The sequence below is a fragment of the Sedimentibacter sp. genome (assembly GCF_032080165.1).
Classification (GTDB): Bacteria; Bacillota; Clostridia; order Tissierellales; family Sedimentibacteraceae; genus Sedimentibacter.
Window position 1 is genome coordinate 28,689 of record NZ_DAMASY010000004.1, and the last position, 18,891, is coordinate 47,579.

Sequence of the window (18,891 nt, forward strand, 5' to 3'; positions counted from 1 at the left end):
TTATATTGAGTGGAGTTATTCTAATATTTAGCAGCCTTTGCCAAATCCGCAGTTAGGAAATGTGCAAACGTTGCAGTTTAAACACAAACCACCCGGGCCAAGCCTGCTTATATCAGATGAAGTTAATACCTCATCTGCCATTATTCGAGGTAATATTATATCAAAAATAGTTCGTTTAGAATACATTACGCAACCCGGAAGTCCTATGACGGGTATTTTTTTCTCACTGTAATAAGAAATTAAAAGCATAGCTCCCGGAAGAACAGGTGCACCGTACGTTATAATTTCAGCTCCCGTATTTTTTATGGCCCCCGGTGTTAAATCATCGGGGTCAACACTCATGCCTCCTGTACATACGACTATGTCTGCTCCTTTTTCTATAAAGGAAATAATCGAAGCAGTAATTTCATCCTTATTATCATCAACTATTGTTTGCCCTATTATTTCGGAATCAAATTCATTAAATTTATCAATAACAACAGGGCCAAATGTGTCCTTTATTCTGCCTTTAAATACTTCAGAGCCGGTTGTTACTATACCTACCTTTTTATGTTTAAAGGGCTTTATTTCCATCAATGATTGATTACCGCCGACCTTTTTAGCTTTATTCATCTTTTCTTCGTCTATAATAAGTGGTATAACACGAGTTCCGGCCAGCTTATCTCCTTTTTTAACTGCCGTATTACCATGTCTTGCAGCAATCATAATATCTCCAAGACTGTTTAATTTATATAATTTTTCAATATCTAATTTAAATAAGCCATCAATTTCCGCAATTAATTCAATTTTTCCTTCTTTAACAGGGGTTGCTTTCATATAATCATTTTTGCATATATTACAAAGTATTTCTGCAGCTTCATTTTCATGCAGCATCCCCTCTTGTTTTTCCCATATATATAAATTTTCTTTACCTACAGATAACAAAACAGGAATATCTTCTTTTTTAATTACATGACCCTTTTTAAAAACAATATCTTTTTTTACATCCTTAATTATTTGTGTTATATCATGGCATAGAACGTGACCGACTGCATCAACTGTTTTTATTAATTTCATTTTCCCTCCTGAATAATACTAATATTTAAAAATGTATTGTCTCTACTCATTATGCTTTTAAAAATATAACGCTATTTAAAAGAATCCGGTAACTCATTTCCTTAATCCAAATTTTCTTTTATATCATTATACAATGTTTACCTCTTTTGTGCAATCATTAACATATATCCTATTTTAGATTTTATCAGCAGGTCTTTCATTTTTCTGTCAATACAAAGACTGGCTGTGCTGCATCCATTAAAAATAATATCTGCTACAAGCTGTATAATCATATTATCATGTCTTTCCTCTAATACGACATTAAACCCGCTGTTTGAAAGAAACTCCTTTAGTATGTTTAAGTCGAGAGGGTTTTTTAAACATGTATTTAGTTCAAATCTTTTAAGTTCTTCTAAATATTCTGTATTTTTTGCATAAACGTCAGTAATTATAAAGTAACCATTCTTTTTTAATACCCTGTTAACTTCTTTAAACACTTCTTGAATACCTTCCATCAATGATAATGTGCATTCTGCTATCACACCATGAAAAAATTCATTTTCATACAATATATTATCAGCAGATGATAATATAATTTCATTGTCTTTATTAATACTTCTTGCATAAGAAATTAACTTCTCCGAGATATCTAACCCGCAAATTTTATAGTCATAATTGCTATTAATATAATTTATTGTAGCTCCTCTTCCGCATCCTAAGTCCAGCAACATATCTCCTGACTGAAATTTACAGAAATCCAACGATCTGTCAGTAAGCTGAAATCCGCCCGGTCTCAATGCATCTCCAATTGCATTTTTCAAAGCATCACTTTCATATAAATTCATAATGCCTCCTATCATCCGTCAAGAAAGTTAAATAATTTTTGATTCTTATGATATGTATATTCTGCGCAAAACGGTATCAGTTTTCCATTATCATAAACATGCAGCGAACATCTTTTCAATCTGTTTAAATCTATATTGTATTCATCTTGGAAAGCTTTTGAACTAATTGTAAAACTTTTATTTTTCATATAACTCAAGAAACCATCCATAGACATTTTATCTCCTGAACATTCACATTCACATTCACATTCACATTCACCTGGGCGAGTCCATTTCTGATTTAAAAAGTTTTGGTTTTTTCTTACTGCGTTACTTGGTACATCATCTGCTGAGCAGCAGCTGCCTGATTGTTTTTTAAGCAAGGGCATCAGCCTTTCATTATCATAAACAAACTCAGCATGAAAACTACACATAGGATGGTAACAGCTTGAAGGGGTAAACTGTTCTGCTTTTATCATTCCTTCTGTTTGCTTTTCTATTGCTCTTAAAACCTCCGGAATTGTAATTCGATTAGAATTTTCAGGATCTTCCGGATATTTACCGACATAAGTTACCGGTTGAAAATGAATACCTCTGACTGCAGGAATATAGTCTATACCAAACTTTATTATATCGCCAATGTTATCAGTATTTACGCCCGGTATCAGTGTAGGTACCAGTACGACTCCAAGATATGCTTTATCGCAATTCTCTATAGCCTTAATCTTTTCAGCTAATAATGGAACTCCTCTGATAGTCTTATTAATATCATCATCTGTTGAGTCGAATTGAAGGAATACAGCACTTATACCCGCATCAGCCAGCTCCTTAGCATATGATTCATCACGTGCTATTCTTAATCCGTTAGTATTAAGCTGTATATATTTAAATCCCTTACTTACTGCATATTTAGCCAGTTCAGGTATATCATTGCGAGTTGTAGGCTCTCCCCCGCTAAAATGAATATGTGTAATTTTTTTGTCAGCCATATCATCTAAGCATTTTTTTATGTAATCATAAGATGGCTCCCTTTGAGTTAATTCGCCTGCAAAGCAAAAATTGCATTTAAGATTGCATTTGTCAGTTACATTAAGTATTGTGCAACAGGTTTTGTTTCCATGGTATTCACACAATCCACACATATCAGGACAATTATTATTGCTGTTTTCTATTTCCGATGAATTTTTAACCCACTTATCTAACGAAGGATACCCTCTCCATACAGGAGTAAGAAAATCCCCATGTTCTTTACAATTTTTATAAAGAAATATAGTGTCACTTTTTTCTATGTATGTTGCTTCTATACGTTTTAAACATATCGGGCAAAGACTAATAGTTTTGTCAGTCATTACTTTTCCTCCAGACTTGTTTCTGTTGCACATATATTATTTTCTTCCTGCTTATATATCATGCTATAACATTTCATTGCCAGTTCTTTTCTTCCCTTTATAATTTTAAGCACATCAGGATCATTAGCATATAGCTCTTCTTTTGCTGTGAATCTTTGCTCAATAGTTACTAACCTATCACCTGCAACCAGCTTATCTGCCAAATACACAACTTCCTTTTCTGTTATTTCATCGTTATAATCACGGAGGTGCATATGCTCTTCTATAATATCAGAAACTTCCTTATAACCCATTTCTCTTATCCATTGTGCTGCTACAATATCATGTTTTTTCTCGCCCTTGGCAATATCGTGAAGCATACTTGCCGCAACAATGAGATCCTTATTTAAAATTATTCCGCGCTTATACATCATATCATAAATAGATAATGCAACTTCAGTTACTTTTTCGGAGTGTAACTTTATTTCTTTACTTATATTAAAGTTATCATATATCTGTCTACAAATATCCATTGATGGGTACTTGATATTTTCTTTATGCGACAGTAATTTTTGAAATTCCGATGGATTATCTGCGTCCAATAAAATACCGGGATCAACAAAAGACATGTCTTTGTAGTTTTCTGAAATTTTATTAACAGCACCCTTCAACCCCATTGAACCATCATGTTCTAAAATTATTTCTGCACATTTATTGCTTACTAAGAGGGGATGTCCACTTCTTCCCAAATAGTATGGTCTTATATAATAAAGTTCATTATTATTCATTTCTTCCATCATTTTTTTCAGTGTATACGTTTGTACAAAAGGGCAATCTGCCGGTGTTATAAATATCATATCCGCATTGTCTGCAAATTCTTTTAACCCAATGCATACAGAATCAAACATCTGTGTTTTTGAATAATCTTTATTATGAACAAATTTAACATCATAACCGGTTAATTTTTCTTTAATGTCATTCTCACGAAAGCCGGTAACTATTATTATTTCATCTATTCCACTATTTTTATAGTTAATCACCGCGTTTTCTATCATTGAATATCTGCCGATTTTCATTAATGGTTTAAAGTCATTCATACGTGAAGACATACCGGCGGCAACTATCAACGCACCTGTTTTATTAATCTTCTCTGTAACCAAATTCATAATCGTTTTCATTTAATATATCAACAACCTTTTCATAGCTTTTAACTAATATGTTCCCGCACTTAAGCATATAACTATTGTTGTTTTCTTCAAAGTTATTAACTCCTATAATATCAATGCATTCTAAGCTGAAAAATTCATCTTCAAACCAATCAATAAATTCATTTACCATACTGCCGTAATTGTTATGACTATATTCGGCATCGCTTCCCTTTCCTGCATAAAGGCTGAGTATCATGATTCCGCCGGAAAGAACTCCGCATATTCCTTGTCTTCCGCCTAATCCTTTACAAAATCCATTTGCACTTTTAATTAAATCCTGATTTTCTTTGTTTTCTTCATCAAGCGCTAATTTTAACATAATTTGTGTGCAGCAGTAGCCTTGCGTAGAAAGCTTGTGAATTTTCATTGCTAAATCATTAAACATACATTCTCCTTCCTTATTATGAATTATTATATAAAATCATGAAATCTCCCTCAAGATATATTATTCTGTGACAATATACATCTATTGAAAAATGACAGTCTTCTTTTTATTACCGTCCTCCGGAAAATCTGTAATATATGAACTAATGACCTTAATTTCTAAACCCTTTTTTAATGCATTATCTATAGCATCAATTCGTTTTAATTTATTTAATATAATATTTATATCAGCTTCATCCTGCGGAAAAATTTTTACTTCAATAATTAACTCCGAATTTCTTACTATACATTCATAATCAATAATATTATCTTCATAAAATACAGCATTGCCTATTTCAGAAAGATGCAGTTCTCCGCCATCAAGCAATTTAATTATATTTCTTTTTCTGCCGTATACCCTTTCAATACGCTTTAGTTTACTGCCGCATGGACATTCAGTTTCTGTAAACTTACCTATATCACCTGTTTTATAACGAATTAAAGGCATCCCCTCGCGATTCAGCGTTGTAAATACTATTTCACCTATACCATTCTTATCCTCATTTATTATTTCAAAATACAAATCTAAGTCACGGGTGTGATAACCGGAAAATCCTTCACATTCCACTCCCCCGGCAATACCAAATTCAGTCATTCCATAATGATTGAATACTTTACTATTCCATAGACTGCTGATACGTTTTCTCAGGGACTCCGGAATGTCATCCGCACTCAATAAGGCGCTGTTAATGTATTTTGCTTCAGGGTTATCAAATTTTTGGCCATATGTGCTCAATGCTCCTATCTGGTGAGGAATCCCGACAATAATATTGGGCTTAAAGCTTATCAAATTTTCATAAGCATCATGTACATTAACTATTGAACCATATACATTTGTTTTTATACCTGACTTGTCCAATGCGTATTCGACAGATCTGCCTATGCTTCCTTCTGTGCCTCCTGACATCATAACTAACATAACATCGTCAACCTTAATCATCGTGCTGAATCCTACACGCATAAATTCAATAGTACTGAGCTGATCTTTTTCAGAAAAATATATTCGTTTTTGTTTTCCTGTCGTTCCTGTAGTATGAACAGTTACCACTCTGTTTATTTCTCTTTGGCTTACACATAAAAACTCTTTTTCATTTCCTGCGAAGTCTTGTTCACAAGTTAATGGTATGTTTTGAATATCCTTTTCTGTTTTAATATCTTCAGGTTCTATGTTATTAAAAAGCTTTTTATAGTATTTACTTTCCCTTTTAACATATCTTACTGTTTCCCTGAAAGCATCTAATTGCACATTAAACAATTTGTCCTGTGTAAGGTCTTTTATTTCAATTCCAAGCCTATTAGCAATCCAGTAATCCACCGGAGATCGTTTTATAATATCTTTCATATAATATCATTTATCCTCTAATTGCATTTCAACCTCTGAAATACGTCCCTTGACTAATTCCTCAGAAATAAATACTTCCCCGCAGTCAGGACAACTTAAAATATCAGTAAAAAAACTATGCTCAAGATAATTGAAGTATGTTTTTTTAGGCACTAATTCCTTATTGCATTTAAAACATATTATTTTTTTTTCAGTCATATCAGCTAACTCTCCTCTATACTCATTCTGTGAGCATATGCGTTATAAAGCGTAAAGCAGTGGTCTCCGCATACATCATACTCAACCCAATATGTCATAGTACCAATTTTGAGATGACCGATAAAATGGCCGCTTCCACCATCCAACACTTTTCTGCCTTCTCTTTCGCAATGCTCGATAACTTCTTCAATTTCTGTTTCAAGTATCATTTCACTGCTTAGTTTATCTTTTAATTCTTCTTCTATAATAAGCTTTGTTTTACTATCTTTTTGTTCCATAATTTCCTCATTAAATATATCTTTTATAATTTTTTGTTTTAACAGTACTCTATTTTTTCTTCTTTCCGTAAATGTAGGCGGCTTTCTGTCGCTGTCATTTAAATTAAAAACTATATCAAGAATATGATAAACTTTTTTTCCAGAAGAAGCAAATATATCTCTGCAATTACTGCAATATGCTATATAAGGATTGATACTTTGTGACAGTCTTGCTTTAACTACTTCCTTGGTATAAGAAGGATTTGCAACCGAAACCTGACCTCCCCAGCTGCAGCACTTTGCATATTTCCCTTCATGCGAAAGGGGCTCAAGTTCAAAACCAGCTTTAGAACTCAGTGCACGAACAGAATTTTGCAGTGCCGGCTCATCACGGCTTGTGCAAGGATCAAACACCGAAGCTTTTTCATTTGCATTTGCACAATCGATATTAATATTTCCGTTTTCCATTATTTCATAAAGAAAAATGCCGTTTATTTCAGGTAAATATTTATTAAACATTTGTCTGCAGGTTGTACAAGCAAATATTACAGTAGGCTTTCCGGTACTTAACCAGTGGTTTCTGATTGTTTCCACCACACCTCTATGAATCGGTTCATCCCCTGCCCATTCTGCCGGAGCACCACAGCAATTCAGCATAATGGCAGTATCAGGATTTTGCTTTAACAAATATTCATAGCTTTTTATTACATATCTGTAGTCCGAAGCACCTAACTGACATCCGGGGAAAAATGCATACTTGCTTTTGGCAAAGCCTTTTGGGATTTTACAAAGAGCCGACTTTTCTCCGTTAGCAAACTCCATATCCCTGAGCCAGAAATCATGAAACGCCCATGGCATTGCTCCCTTTTCTCGCATCGCTCTGTGACTCTGTAAAAGATACTCACCTGTATCTATCCTTTCAGGGCAAACATCCTTACAAAGTCCGCACTGATTGCATGTGGAAATAAGGCGGGTAGCCACAGTGCCATTACCGTCAAGTGTTCCGGGATGGACTGTAATATGAACCTCTTCACCAATTCTTTTAGGATATTTTCCATAATACTTCATTAAATCACAGTGCTTTATACATGCATCACATGAACACCTCAAACAGCGTTTAGCTTCTTCAACTGCACTTTCACTTGTATATGTTCCGTCATCAGAAGGCAGGACAGGCTCTGCTTCAGTGATAAAATCTGTGTTTATTTTTATCTTCGTATCATTTTTCTCTTCTTCCTGATTCATATTTCCTGTTTTGATATATCTTTCAATAGCATTTACAGCATAAAGTCCATCTGCAATGGACTCTATTATGTTTTTGCCGCACAACATGCCACCCATAAAAATTCCGGGTATGTTGCTTGCAAAGGCTCCATTGAAATTTCTTTTTAATCCAAAATCACTGCCATCTTTGCCTGTAGCGACATAAACAGCATCAAATTCTTCTAATTCTTCTAAATTTATAATTTCTTTATTTAAACACAATGTGTATTTTTCGTTTTTAAATTGTCTCTTTATATCATTTAAAAATATTTCGGATTCTAATAAATTCCAAAGGTACCCGCCAATGCGCCCGGTTTTCTCAAAAACAGTAACATCATACTTTTTTGAAGCAAGACGTAAAGCGCAGCTTAAACCGCTTATGCCTGCACCTATTATTGCAATCTTTTTATTTTTTGACGGCATGTTGTAGCTGTTTGGCTCTAAATTTCTTGCGAATTTTATGCTTGCTTTTTCCAACAGCTTCATATTTACTGCTTCATCTTTCGAACTTCTCGGACATACTTTTTTACATGGTTCATGGCATAATTCTGATACTATGTTTGGAAAGGCAACAGCATTCAGGTAAGTTCTGTATGCCGCGTTAAATCTTCCACGCTGCATTTTAGGAATAAAATCATGAATATCAAGATGAAATGGACAGACTGCTGTACAAAAAGACGGTTCGTTCTGCAAACAAGTTTTAATCTTTTCATTAAAATCTTCTTTTTTTATATCCATACATGTCTCACCTATTAGTTTTGTTCCCGGGCTAATATGCCCGGGAACCTGAAATTAAATAATATTTTTAGAAAAATCTTTCTGCATTTGCATCATTACCTAATGGAATGAAGAAATCGTCTCCTCCGAATTTTACAGGATTTGCTTTAATATTCTCAAGTTCATCATACAAATCAGAACCTAAGAAATATTTTTTCGGTGGTTCAACTTTCCCACCTGCAGCAATTATATCAAGACCTGCCTTAACTTTTTCTTTTGTTGCAGGCATTTCATAAATACGTACTCCGCATGCATTGCTTATAGCATTAAGCACAGCCACATGTCCTGCAGACTGGAATGCTTCAGAAGCTCCGGATGAACCGAATGGTCCTATTTCATCAGGTCTTTCATAATGTATAACATTTATTACATCAGGCACATCTTTGATGTATGGAACACCTGCTCCTAACATATTTGAATGTTTAACAACATCATCATAATTTTCACTTAAAGCAAAACCTATGCTGTGAGAAATCCCTCCATATGCCTGACCGTTTACTGCCGCTATATTTCCAACCTTACCAACATCATCTACACAAGTGAATCGGATTACTGTTGTTTTTCCTGTGGCTGTGTCGACTTCAACTTCAGCTAAGTTTAAGCAATATGTAAATGCCGGAGTCGGGTCACCTATTCCTGTGTTAGGGTCTAAACGGCAAAGTCCTTCTACCGAAGTATTTTGATATTTACCAAAATACTTCGTTTCAATCCCTTCAGCAACCATCTCATCGTATGTACGATAAGTTCCGTCTTCTTTCCTCATTGCATTCATTAGTTTTTCAGCAGCTATTATAGTTGCTTTACCACTCATATAGTGAGTCCTGCTTGCACCGGACATTCCGCTGTCCGGACAAAGTTTAGTATCGTTTTGTACAAGTTTGATTTGCTCAGGTGTTACTTTTAGTGGTTTCAAAGCTTCAAGAGTAAGCATTAATGAACCGATATCACCGCCCTGACCTAATTCCTGATACGTATCATATTTTGTAAATGTATTGTCACTATTAAGTTCAATTGCTACAGATGCACTGTCAGTTCCTCCTTCAGTAACGTTAAAACCTCCCCATGAAAGACCAACGCCTCTGCGTTTTTCAGGAGTATCATATTTTTTAGCTTCTTCAACCGCCTTTTCATAAATGGGTTTCATGATATTCATCATTTCTTCCATTGGATATTGACGGAATGGATAACTGTTAATATTTGTTTCCCCTTCTCTTGCGATATTTCTATATCTGAATTCAAATGGATCTATACCCGCTTTTTCTGCAAGCATATCCATCAATGCCTCTGACAATGTATATGCTTGTGGTGAACCGTAGCTTCTATAAGCAGTTCCAAAATTGTGATTTGTATTTGCTATTCTGACTAATCCTGCGACATTGGGAACATTGTACGGGAAGAATGCAAAACGCGCAGGTTTAGTCATTATATCATCGCCACCCCACGAATATGCACCGTGATCCATTCCGAAATCAAATTCTGCTGCCGTAATTTTTCCGTTTTCATCACAAGCCACACTTCCGTTAGAATGACATGGGCATCTCTTTCCTGAGAAATGCTGATGCTCTTCATAACTCAATGATAAAGCAACATGCATTTTTGTAACAACCGCTGCAGCTGCTGCAAGACAAACATCCCCTGCATTTGTAGACCAGCCGAAACTTGCACCCGTTGGGTTCATAATTATGCGTATTTTATCTTTGGGTATACCGACAGAGTTTCCTATACGTCCGATAGTTGAATATACTCCCTGCGACTTACATTGAATAGCCAAGTTATCTTCTTCGTCAAAATATGCCTGTACGGTTGTTCCTTCAATAGACAGGTGAGGCTGACGAGAAGAATAAAAACTGCCGGAAACACTATGAACCGAATTATCAATAACATCATTCACATTTAGCGCTTCTTCTAATCCAACACCTTTCAGTACCGGCTGCATCGAGAAAATATTTGGAGTATCCTCATGGACTCTGATTGAATCCGGCATTACCGCATCAAGATAATTTAAATATTCCGGAAGTTTTTCAATTTCAACTTTTACTTCAGCTGCTGCTGCACGTGCCTGTTCTTTGGTTTTTGCAACTGCAAGAGCCACAACATCGCCATAGCGATAAATTTTTTCATCACACAATACCTTACGGCTCGGAACCATAACAGTTGTTCTTTCATGGAATTGTGCTTCAGCCATAATATTTGTTCCACCGGCTTCTAACAGCTCTTTAGAAGTAATAATCTTAACTACTCCGGGCATTTTTTCGGCTGCGGAAGTGTCTATTTTTAATATTTTAGCATGGTGAGCAACTTTTGGTTGTACAATAGCTACATGAAGAGATTCTGCCGGCATTTTAAGTTCCTGATCATCACCATAATCTGCAACTCCGCAAACCTTTGATAAAGCAGTAGGACGAACAAGAGGTTTCCCGTAATATTCATTGTCCTTAGGCATCTGAACCGTTATATCTTCAACAGATGCTTCTCCTCTCAGTACTTTTGCAGCATCCATTACTGCATTAACTATTTGCACATATCCGGTACAACGACATACATTTCTATGTTTCTGGAACCAGTCACGAACTTCTTCACGTGTTGGATTGTTATTCTCTAATAATAATGCGTATGAAGAAACAATGAAACCGGGAGTACAAAAGCCGCACTGCACAGCTCCGCAATTCATAAAGGCAACCTGTATAGGATGAAGATTATTAGGAGTTCCGATTCCTTCAATAGTAATAACCTTGCTGTATTCTTTTACAGTCTTCATTTTTTTAGTACATGAACGTATTAATTTCCCATCCAGAACAACTGAACAAGACCCGCACACTCCTGTACCACATCCTACTTTTGTGCCTGTGAGCCCCATTCTTCTTAAAATTGTAGATAATGAATCTTTTTCAGGATTGCAAATAAACATCCTGTTTGCACCATTGACGTTTAACCACATTTTTCTTAGCTTCATATAAACCCCCATATTTTTTAGATTTATTAAAGGAAAACGTAAACACTTATATATTATAAATTATATATAAATTAACAAAGCATTTCAATTTTTATTAGTTTTTATTGTTGAACATAATTTTCTATTCGTATTACTTCTGCCGATATTTTTTCTAAATGTCAATTCGTTCCAATTTTACTTATACATTTGTAAAGTAAAAGAACTATAAAATATGGGTTCAACTTTATCCTTTTTTATATATCTGCTCATTTCATTGTATTTTTATATATATAAATGATAAGCGACCGACATCAAATCTTCCGATTTGGTGCCGGTCGCTTATACTGTAAGTCCAATATAAATAATAGAACAATGTACATTGTCCTATCATTTTTCCATATTCAATTCATTTTTGCTGACATCTTTCGATTGTTTTCATTAACCTCCTGCTAACAGGTGAATCATCTTAACGTCGTCTCCGTCATTAACAACTGTTTTGGCATAATCTTCCTGCTCTATATGCTTGTCATTAACCTTAACTATGATTCTTGAGTATGAAAATTTCTTTATTTTCATGATATCTTCAACGGTCATTCCTTCTTCCCACTGAAAATCTCTGTTGTTTAACTTAATGATAAAAATCACTCCTTGAATTTACTGCAAATCTTGTATAACTTCTATCAATTCAGGGAATTCCATATCCAGATATTTTAAATGCTCTAATGTAGGTACGGCATTGGAATTCCATCCTCTTCTTTTGTAAACGGCATCCATCAGCAATTCATATTGATTTTCTCTGTACTTTCTGAGAACAGCCATTTTTTCTTCAGTTGATTTGCATTCAGGGTCATATCCTACTTTTTCTTTTAATTGGCTGTCATATCTTTCCTGTCTTGATTCATATTCTTCCTTGGTAACCGGACCCATTGAGCGGTACGGTGTTCTGTCATTGGCTCTTAAGCCCTTGCCCATTCTGATACAGAATATTTTCTGGAAGTTATATACTCTTTCAGACTCCTTAATCATATCGGCAACACTTAATCTTTTACCTGTAACACCATATACCACGTCTAAATAGTTTTGAACGTGTTCAGGAACTTTTGCAGGCTCCGAAGTATATTTATTGTCAGCCGGAACAATATCATTCCAAGGCAGCTTACATAATCCATATAGTCCGAACCATGTTCTGAACATCGGGAAGTAATGAAGTGCTTCTGCCTTATCTTCAAAAGTCGGAATTTGGTTGTTAACCATATCCATGAATATCAGCCATGCTTCATCGTGCTGTGGACCCTTGTTGGTTAAGCCGTAGCCACCTTGCTGTGCCAATGATTCTTTTGAACCGTATTCTGAATATTCCAAGCCTTTTTGTTCCATACCTATGTCAAATAAGAAATCAGGATCTGCACCGTATTTTTCAGCAAACAACTTCTTCATTCTATTAATTCCCTGACCCACCGTAACACCGAAGCCTTCTCCTCTTGACATCTGATGCAACAGTTCTGCTGCAGCTTCAAAGTTTCCGAAGTTTAATTCCATGCCGCCTGTTATTTCTTTGTTTATAAAACCTCTTTCATAGCACTCCATTGCAAATGCCGTAGCTGTACCAAAGGAAATAGTATCAATAGCGTATGTGTCGCAATAAAAGTTAAGCTCTAAAATTCCTTCCGGGTCAAAGATTCCACAGTTTGAACCTAACCCTGCGGCATTTTCATATTCCGGTCCGTCAACAGTTACCTTTTGTCCCTTATATGGACCTGTTTTTAATTCAAAGTTATCGGCTGCCTTTGCACATGCCATTGAGCATCCATACCAACATCCGTCCTGAACACCTTGGGTTATATATTTTTCTATAAACACAGTTGATTTTATATTTTGAGTATCAGGGTGCATACCGTACTGATAGTTCTTAACAGGAAGCAAATCATACTCGTCCATTACTTCAATTATGTTCGCTGTTCCTATTTTTCTCATGCCATTTTGCTTACTGTCAAGATCATGTATTTCCTTATGATATTTAATACCTGTCTTGTTTATTATAGCTTGATCGAACGGATTGTTTAAATCACCTTTTACATTGCTGAATTTAACTATTAACGCCTTTATTTTTTTATTCCTGAAAACTGTTCCTATTCCGCCTCTTCCCGCTTGCTTTAATCTTGTAACCTTTCTTCGGGGATCATAAAATGTGAAGTTTAATAGTCCAAGACGAGAATGCTCCGCACCTGTGCCTGCTGTAACAACCGCAACATTTCTTTTATCCGCTTCATTATCAGCATACATTTCCGTTAACTGTTCACCCAATACGTGTCCGTCAACAGCTTCAAGAGGTGCTTCTTCTATTGTAACAACACCTGTATTTCCATCTATAAAAACTATTACATCCTTTTCTGCCTTACCTTGTATTTCCAAAGCATCAAAGCCGGAGAATTTCAGTAAGGGACCAAAAAAACCGCCCACGTTTGAATCTATGGGTATATCTGTCAAAGGAGATAAGCTGCATACTAAGGATTTGCCTGTACCGGCATATTGCGTAATACCACAAACAGGACCGCCTGCTATTACTATCTCATTTTCAGGGTCGTTCCACTTAGTTTTAGGTGTTACTGCATTCCACAGATACCATAATCCAAATCCCTTTCCGCCTACAAACTTATCCTTCATCATTTGTGTAACAGTCTTTTCTTTAATAGTGTTATCAGAAATATTTACATATAATGTTCTGTTGGCATAACCCTTGTCTACTTTGCCCAGTTCATATTTATATTCTTTTAACAGTTTGTGATTATTTTTTAAAGTTTTTATATCCATGGCGTCCTCCTACTTATTAAAAATTTTTTCTAACGGCATTTCTAAAGCTTCTGAATCATCTTTTTCAGATATATAAATTGCACCGGTAGGACAGACCTTAGAACACATATCACAAGCGATACATTTAAAGGGTTCGATATGGTCGTCATGCTGTCTCATTGACAGCTTAGAACAAAAGCCAACACACATGAAGCATCCGACACATATTTTCTTATTGATTCTTACAACTCCCTTTTTATCTCTTGTTATAGCCATTACAGGACATATATCTATACATTCACCGCACTGGTCACAAACGTTTATTTCGGGTTTTCCATCTTTCTCATTAATTTGAATACATGACTTGTTTCTGTCATTTACTTTGAAGTAAGTTGTAGAACATATTTCTTCGCAGGCTTTACATTGAATACACTTCGAATCTTCTTTTGCCAAATACTTCATATAACGTCCTCCCATAATATATTTTCAATTGTGATTATTAGTCTATTGTTGAAAAACAAAGTATTAATATTATTATAATTAATTTTTTGGTATATATCAATTTCGTTTAGTAATATATGAGGTATCATATTTTTCGATTAGTGTTATTTTTGGGCGCGGTCAATTTAAGCTCATATTATTGTATACGCAGTAAATATATGTTACAATTACGTCAATGATGATATTAAAGATGGAGGTAATTGTGCAATATACTATAAGTAGTTTTGCTAAAATGCAAGGGCTGACTGTAGACACAGTACGACAATATGAGAAAAAGAAAATTATTAATCCATATAAAGATAAAGCCAATAATTATCGATATTACTCAAACTATGATGTAAGAAAGGTTTCAACCTGTAAATTTTACAGCAGTCTTGGATTTTCACTTTCTCAAGCTTCAAAAATGGTTAGTGATATCTCATCTCGTGAGCTTTCTTCCTTATTTGATAAACAAGCCTATGATATTGAACAAAAACTGAAATTCGAATATGCAAAGCTAAACATGCTAAATAAATATAAAGAGTATTTTAGTTTTATTCCGGATAAAATAAACAATTATGTTGTAATTAAGTTACCTGAACTTATCAGGTTGCCCCATTCAGAAAACGATCAACTATCATTAGACAAATCAATAACCGATGAATTGAAACGATGGGTTGATCTATTACCTGTCACTTATTATACTCGATGTGTGTCTGACAAAATACTATTAAACGATTCTGAATCGTTTAAATTTGAAATGTCACTTACAACAGAAAAGCAATCTGCTGATGATTTTGGATTAAAGTTAAGCAGAAGAACTATAGCAATTAATCCATCAGATTACATATTCACAGTAATAATAAAACCTGATATTGAACCTATCGGTCATATTCATTTTAAAGATGCTATGGAATATTTTAAAAAAAGCAAGCTTAATTTATCGGGTGATAGCTTTTTAATTTATTTGGCTTCAGATATTATAAATGGTGAAAAATATAACTATCATGGAGTGTTTTTACCATTCACAAACAAATAATTGTTTTTTAAGTATTGACATTAGTGCTGGACTAAGGTTTAGAATTAGTTTGTTAATAGACAAACTAATTAAAATCTTAGGAGGAAGAATAAATGTCAAAAAGAATTATTAGTTTAATTTTATGCATTTTGATGATATTCAGCCTTTCATCATGTGCAACAAATCCTGTTGAATCAAATACACCTACACCTTCAGATTCAGCGACTTATACAGCAGGAGAATATACTGCTTCCGCAAAAGGAAATTTCGGTGATATTCCTGTAACGATAACTTTCAGCGATACCGAAATACTATCTATTGTAGTAGGAGAAAACCAGGAAACTCCTGATATAGCAAAACCTGTTTTTGAAAAATTACCAAAACAGATTATCGATGGTCAAACACTTAAAGTTGATATGATTGCAGGAGCAACAAACTCATGCAAAGGTCTTTTAGATGCTATTGAGGACTGTATTAAGCAAGCCGGCGGTGATATAGAATCACTGAAAAATAAAGAAGTAGCACAACAGATAAAAGATACAATTGAAAAAACTGCAGATGTTGTAGTTGTCGGTGGAGGCGGAGCCGGTGTTGCAGCTGCTTCAGCTGCTGCACAAAACGGAGCTTCGGTTATATTGATTGAGAAAGGTGCTTCTTTAGGTGGAAATACTCTTCGCGCAGGTGGAGCCTATAATGCAGTTGACCCTGAATTGCAATCAAAGGTAGAAACGAAAGATGCCTTAACAAATGATCTTAAGGCTATTTTAAAAGTTGATGAAAATTCGTTTGGCGAATTTAAAGACACTGTTGTTACTTTAAAATCACAAATAAATGAATACTTTGAATCAGGTGATACAACTAAACTTTTCGATACACCTGAACTTCATATTTACCATATGTATATAGGCGGACATAGAACAGACAAAAATGGAGTTGAAATACATAGCAATTTAGATTTAGCCAAGACACTTTCATATAATTCTTTAGATGCTTTAAGATGGGTAGCAAGCCAAGACAGCAATCTGAATATAAAAGATGAAATATCAACAGTACTTGGTGCAATGTGGCCTCGTACACATTCTTTAGACACTAACGTTGGTTCAGGATTTGTTTATCCGCTTGCAAATTCTGCTGAAAAAAACGGAACAGAAATTATGTTAGAAACTAAAGCAGAAGAGCTGATAGTAAAGGATGGACGAGTTGTAGGTGTTAAAACAACACAATCTGACGGAACTCCTGTTATACTTAATGCAACAAAAGGCGTTGTTATGGCAACAGGTGGTTTTGCAGCGAATGCTAAGATGGTTGCCGAATACAATACTTACTGGCCGACAATTCCTGAAAATATGAAAAGTACCAATACTGCAAATGCTACAGGAGATGGTATTATAATGGGTAAAAGTGTAGGAGCTAACCTTGTCGGAATGGGCTTTGCACAATTGATGCCAAGCTCACATCCGGAAACAGGAGCTCTTTCAGGCGGTGTATGGGGCAGCGCTGAATCTCAGGTGTTTATAAATAAAGAAGGAAAGAGATTCGTAAATGAATACGCTGAACGCGATGTTATGGCAAGTGCAGCACTTAATCAAACAGATGCATTATTCTATATTATTTGTGACCAGATAACAGCAGGTAATCCTCAACCCGGAGGCAAAAATGGCTGGGGAGATGTTATAGATGATCTTATAGCCTCAGGAAGCATTTATAAAGCAGATACTCTTGAAGATCTTGCAAAACAAATAGGGGTACCGGCAGATGTCTTTGTAAGTGAAATAGAAAAGTATAATTCATATGTAGATAATCAAGCAGACCCTGATTTTGGAAAGGCAAACTTTGGTGGTAAAATTGAAGTTGCACCGTTCTACGCAACACCTCGTTCACCATCATTACACCACACAATGGGCGGATTGGAAATTAATACTGAAGCTCAGGTATTAGATACAAGCGGAAATGTTATTCCAGGCTTTTATGCAGCCGGAGAAGTTACCGGAGGAATACATGCAGGTAACCGTTTAGGTGGAAATGCTTTAGCGGATATAATGGTATTCGGAAAAATCGCAGGAGAAAATGCTGCTGCAGGCAAATAATAATTAAAAAATTAGAGCTATTGGATTCTTTCCAATAGCCCTATCTTTTATTGTTCTATATATTTTAATATATTTTTTAATTTATCGCCATGAAATAAATATTTTTCATTGCAGAAGTGGCAAACAGTTTCTATTTGTTCATCTTCCTCTATTATTTCTTTTAACTCTTTCTTGCCTAAGGAAATTAATCCTCTTTCCATTCTTTCTTCAGAACAGTCACATTTAAACTCAACGGGTATTTTCCCCGTTATTTCAATATCAAAATCAGCAAATAATTTTTTTGCTATCACTTCAACATCATCATCGTTATCAAAATAATCAGAAACGGATTTCAGGTTATTTAATACATTCTCTAACTTTTCAAGGTCTTCATCCTCTGTAAACGGTAATGTTTGAACTATAAAGCCGCCTGCGGATTTAATATGATAATCTCTGTCAACCAAGACACCTAATGCAACTGCAGAATTCTGCTGTTCAGAAAGCCAATAATACATTGCGATATCTTCACCGATTTCACCGGTTACGATATCTGTACTTCCTACATACGGTTCCTTTAACCCAATATCCATCATCACCGTAAGCTTGCCGTTTGTACCGACTGCTCCTCCAACATCTAATTTACCGTTTGGTTTCAAGGGTAAATCTACATTAGAATTTTCCACGTATCCTTTTATTTCTCCATTGTTATTAACTACAACTAAAATTGTTCCGATTGGACCGCCTCCATTAATGTTTATTGTTAATTTATCCTTTTCATTTTTCATCATAAATCCCATCATTAACCCTGCGGACAGCGTCCTTCCTAAAGCAGCGGAGCATGTTGGAGTAGTATTGTGCCTTAATCTTGCCTCTTCCACAGTGTTTGTAGATTTTACCATGAATATCCTGAATGTTTTTTTCTTATCTATTGCTCTTATCATATAGTCCAT

General features: G+C 35.1%; 15 protein-coding genes. 2 read left to right on the top strand and 13 right to left on the bottom strand.

Annotation, left to right across the window (positions count from 1 at the left end; genetic code table 11):
* Positions 1 to 27: 27 nt before the first annotated feature.
* From RT412_RS06650 to RT412_RS06705, 12 genes are all read right to left on the bottom strand, one after another.
* Positions 28 to 1,056, bottom strand: a complete 1,029-nt coding sequence (locus tag RT412_RS06650) for a molybdopterin-binding protein (RefSeq protein WP_313345324.1) — start codon at positions 1,054 to 1,056, stop codon at positions 28 to 30.
* A 137-nt stretch (positions 1,057 to 1,193) separates the two neighbouring features.
* Positions 1,194 to 1,880: a DVU_1556 family methyltransferase gene (trsM, locus tag RT412_RS06655; protein ID WP_313345321.1), complete on the bottom strand. Its 687-nt coding sequence runs from the start codon at positions 1,878 to 1,880 to the stop codon at positions 1,194 to 1,196.
* A gap of 11 nt (positions 1,881 to 1,891) precedes the next feature.
* A complete protein-coding gene (trsS, locus tag RT412_RS06660; protein WP_313345318.1) occupies positions 1,892 to 3,208 on the bottom strand; it encodes a radical SAM (seleno)protein TrsS in 1,317 nt (438 codons plus the stop codon).
* Positions 3,208 to 4,365, bottom strand: coding sequence for a DVU_1551 family NTP transferase (locus tag RT412_RS06665; RefSeq protein ID WP_313413116.1), 1,158 nt, complete (start codon positions 4,363 to 4,365; stop codon positions 3,208 to 3,210). The genes trsS and RT412_RS06665 overlap by 1 nt, the downstream gene beginning before the upstream one ends.
* Positions 4,328 to 4,780 (bottom strand): DVU_1555 family C-GCAxxG-C-C protein, encoded by a 453-nt coding sequence (locus tag RT412_RS06670; protein ID WP_313345312.1) that lies wholly within the window; start codon positions 4,778 to 4,780, stop codon positions 4,328 to 4,330. Before RT412_RS06670 ends, RT412_RS06665 begins: the two co-directional genes overlap by 38 nt.
* An 81-nt stretch (positions 4,781 to 4,861) precedes the next feature.
* Positions 4,862 to 6,160 (bottom strand): DVU_1553 family AMP-dependent CoA ligase, encoded by a 1,299-nt coding sequence (locus tag RT412_RS06675; protein WP_313345309.1) that lies wholly within the window; start codon positions 6,158 to 6,160, stop codon positions 4,862 to 4,864.
* 6 nt (positions 6,161 to 6,166) lie between these two features.
* A complete protein-coding gene (locus RT412_RS06680; RefSeq protein WP_179236377.1) occupies positions 6,167 to 6,358 on the bottom strand; it encodes a DVU_1557 family redox protein in 192 nt (63 codons plus the stop codon).
* 5 nt (positions 6,359 to 6,363) lie between these two features.
* Positions 6,364 to 8,616, bottom strand: coding sequence for a pyridine nucleotide-disulfide oxidoreductase/dicluster-binding protein (locus RT412_RS06685; protein ID WP_313345305.1), 2,253 nt, complete (start codon positions 8,614 to 8,616; stop codon positions 6,364 to 6,366).
* Between the two features lie 67 nt (positions 8,617 to 8,683).
* Positions 8,684 to 11,608: a molybdopterin cofactor-binding domain-containing protein gene (locus RT412_RS06690; protein ID WP_313345302.1), complete on the bottom strand. Its 2,925-nt coding sequence runs from the start codon at positions 11,606 to 11,608 to the stop codon at positions 8,684 to 8,686.
* Between the two features lie 417 nt (positions 11,609 to 12,025).
* The gene (thiS, locus tag RT412_RS06695; protein ID WP_313345299.1) at positions 12,026 to 12,232 is read right to left on the bottom strand and encodes a sulfur carrier protein ThiS; all 207 of its coding nucleotides are present in this window, start codon (positions 12,230 to 12,232) and stop codon (positions 12,026 to 12,028) included.
* Between the two features lie 9 nt (positions 12,233 to 12,241).
* Positions 12,242 to 14,398, bottom strand: a complete 2,157-nt coding sequence (locus RT412_RS06700) for an aldehyde ferredoxin oxidoreductase C-terminal domain-containing protein (RefSeq protein WP_313345296.1) — start codon at positions 14,396 to 14,398, stop codon at positions 12,242 to 12,244.
* Between the two features lie 9 nt (positions 14,399 to 14,407).
* Entirely contained in the window at positions 14,408 to 14,839 is a 432-nt protein-coding gene (locus RT412_RS06705; protein ID WP_313345294.1) for a 4Fe-4S binding protein, read from the bottom strand.
* 241 nt (positions 14,840 to 15,080) lie between these two features.
* Between RT412_RS06705 and RT412_RS06710 the strand changes: the two genes are divergently transcribed.
* Both RT412_RS06710 and RT412_RS06715 read left to right on the top strand, forming a co-directional pair.
* Positions 15,081 to 15,896 carry a MerR family transcriptional regulator gene (locus tag RT412_RS06710; RefSeq protein WP_313345291.1) on the top strand — a complete coding sequence of 272 codons (816 nt, stop codon included), beginning with the start codon at positions 15,081 to 15,083 and terminating at the stop codon, positions 15,894 to 15,896.
* A 92-nt stretch (positions 15,897 to 15,988) separates the two neighbouring features.
* Entirely contained in the window at positions 15,989 to 17,962 is a 1,974-nt protein-coding gene (locus tag RT412_RS06715; RefSeq protein ID WP_313345288.1) for a flavocytochrome c, read from the top strand.
* A 47-nt stretch (positions 17,963 to 18,009) separates the two neighbouring features.
* Here RT412_RS06715 and hslO read toward each other — a convergent pair whose 3' ends face one another.
* On the bottom strand, positions 18,010 to 18,891 hold the full coding sequence (hslO, locus tag RT412_RS06720; protein WP_313371281.1) for an Hsp33 family molecular chaperone HslO: 882 nt from the start codon (positions 18,889 to 18,891) through the stop codon (positions 18,010 to 18,012).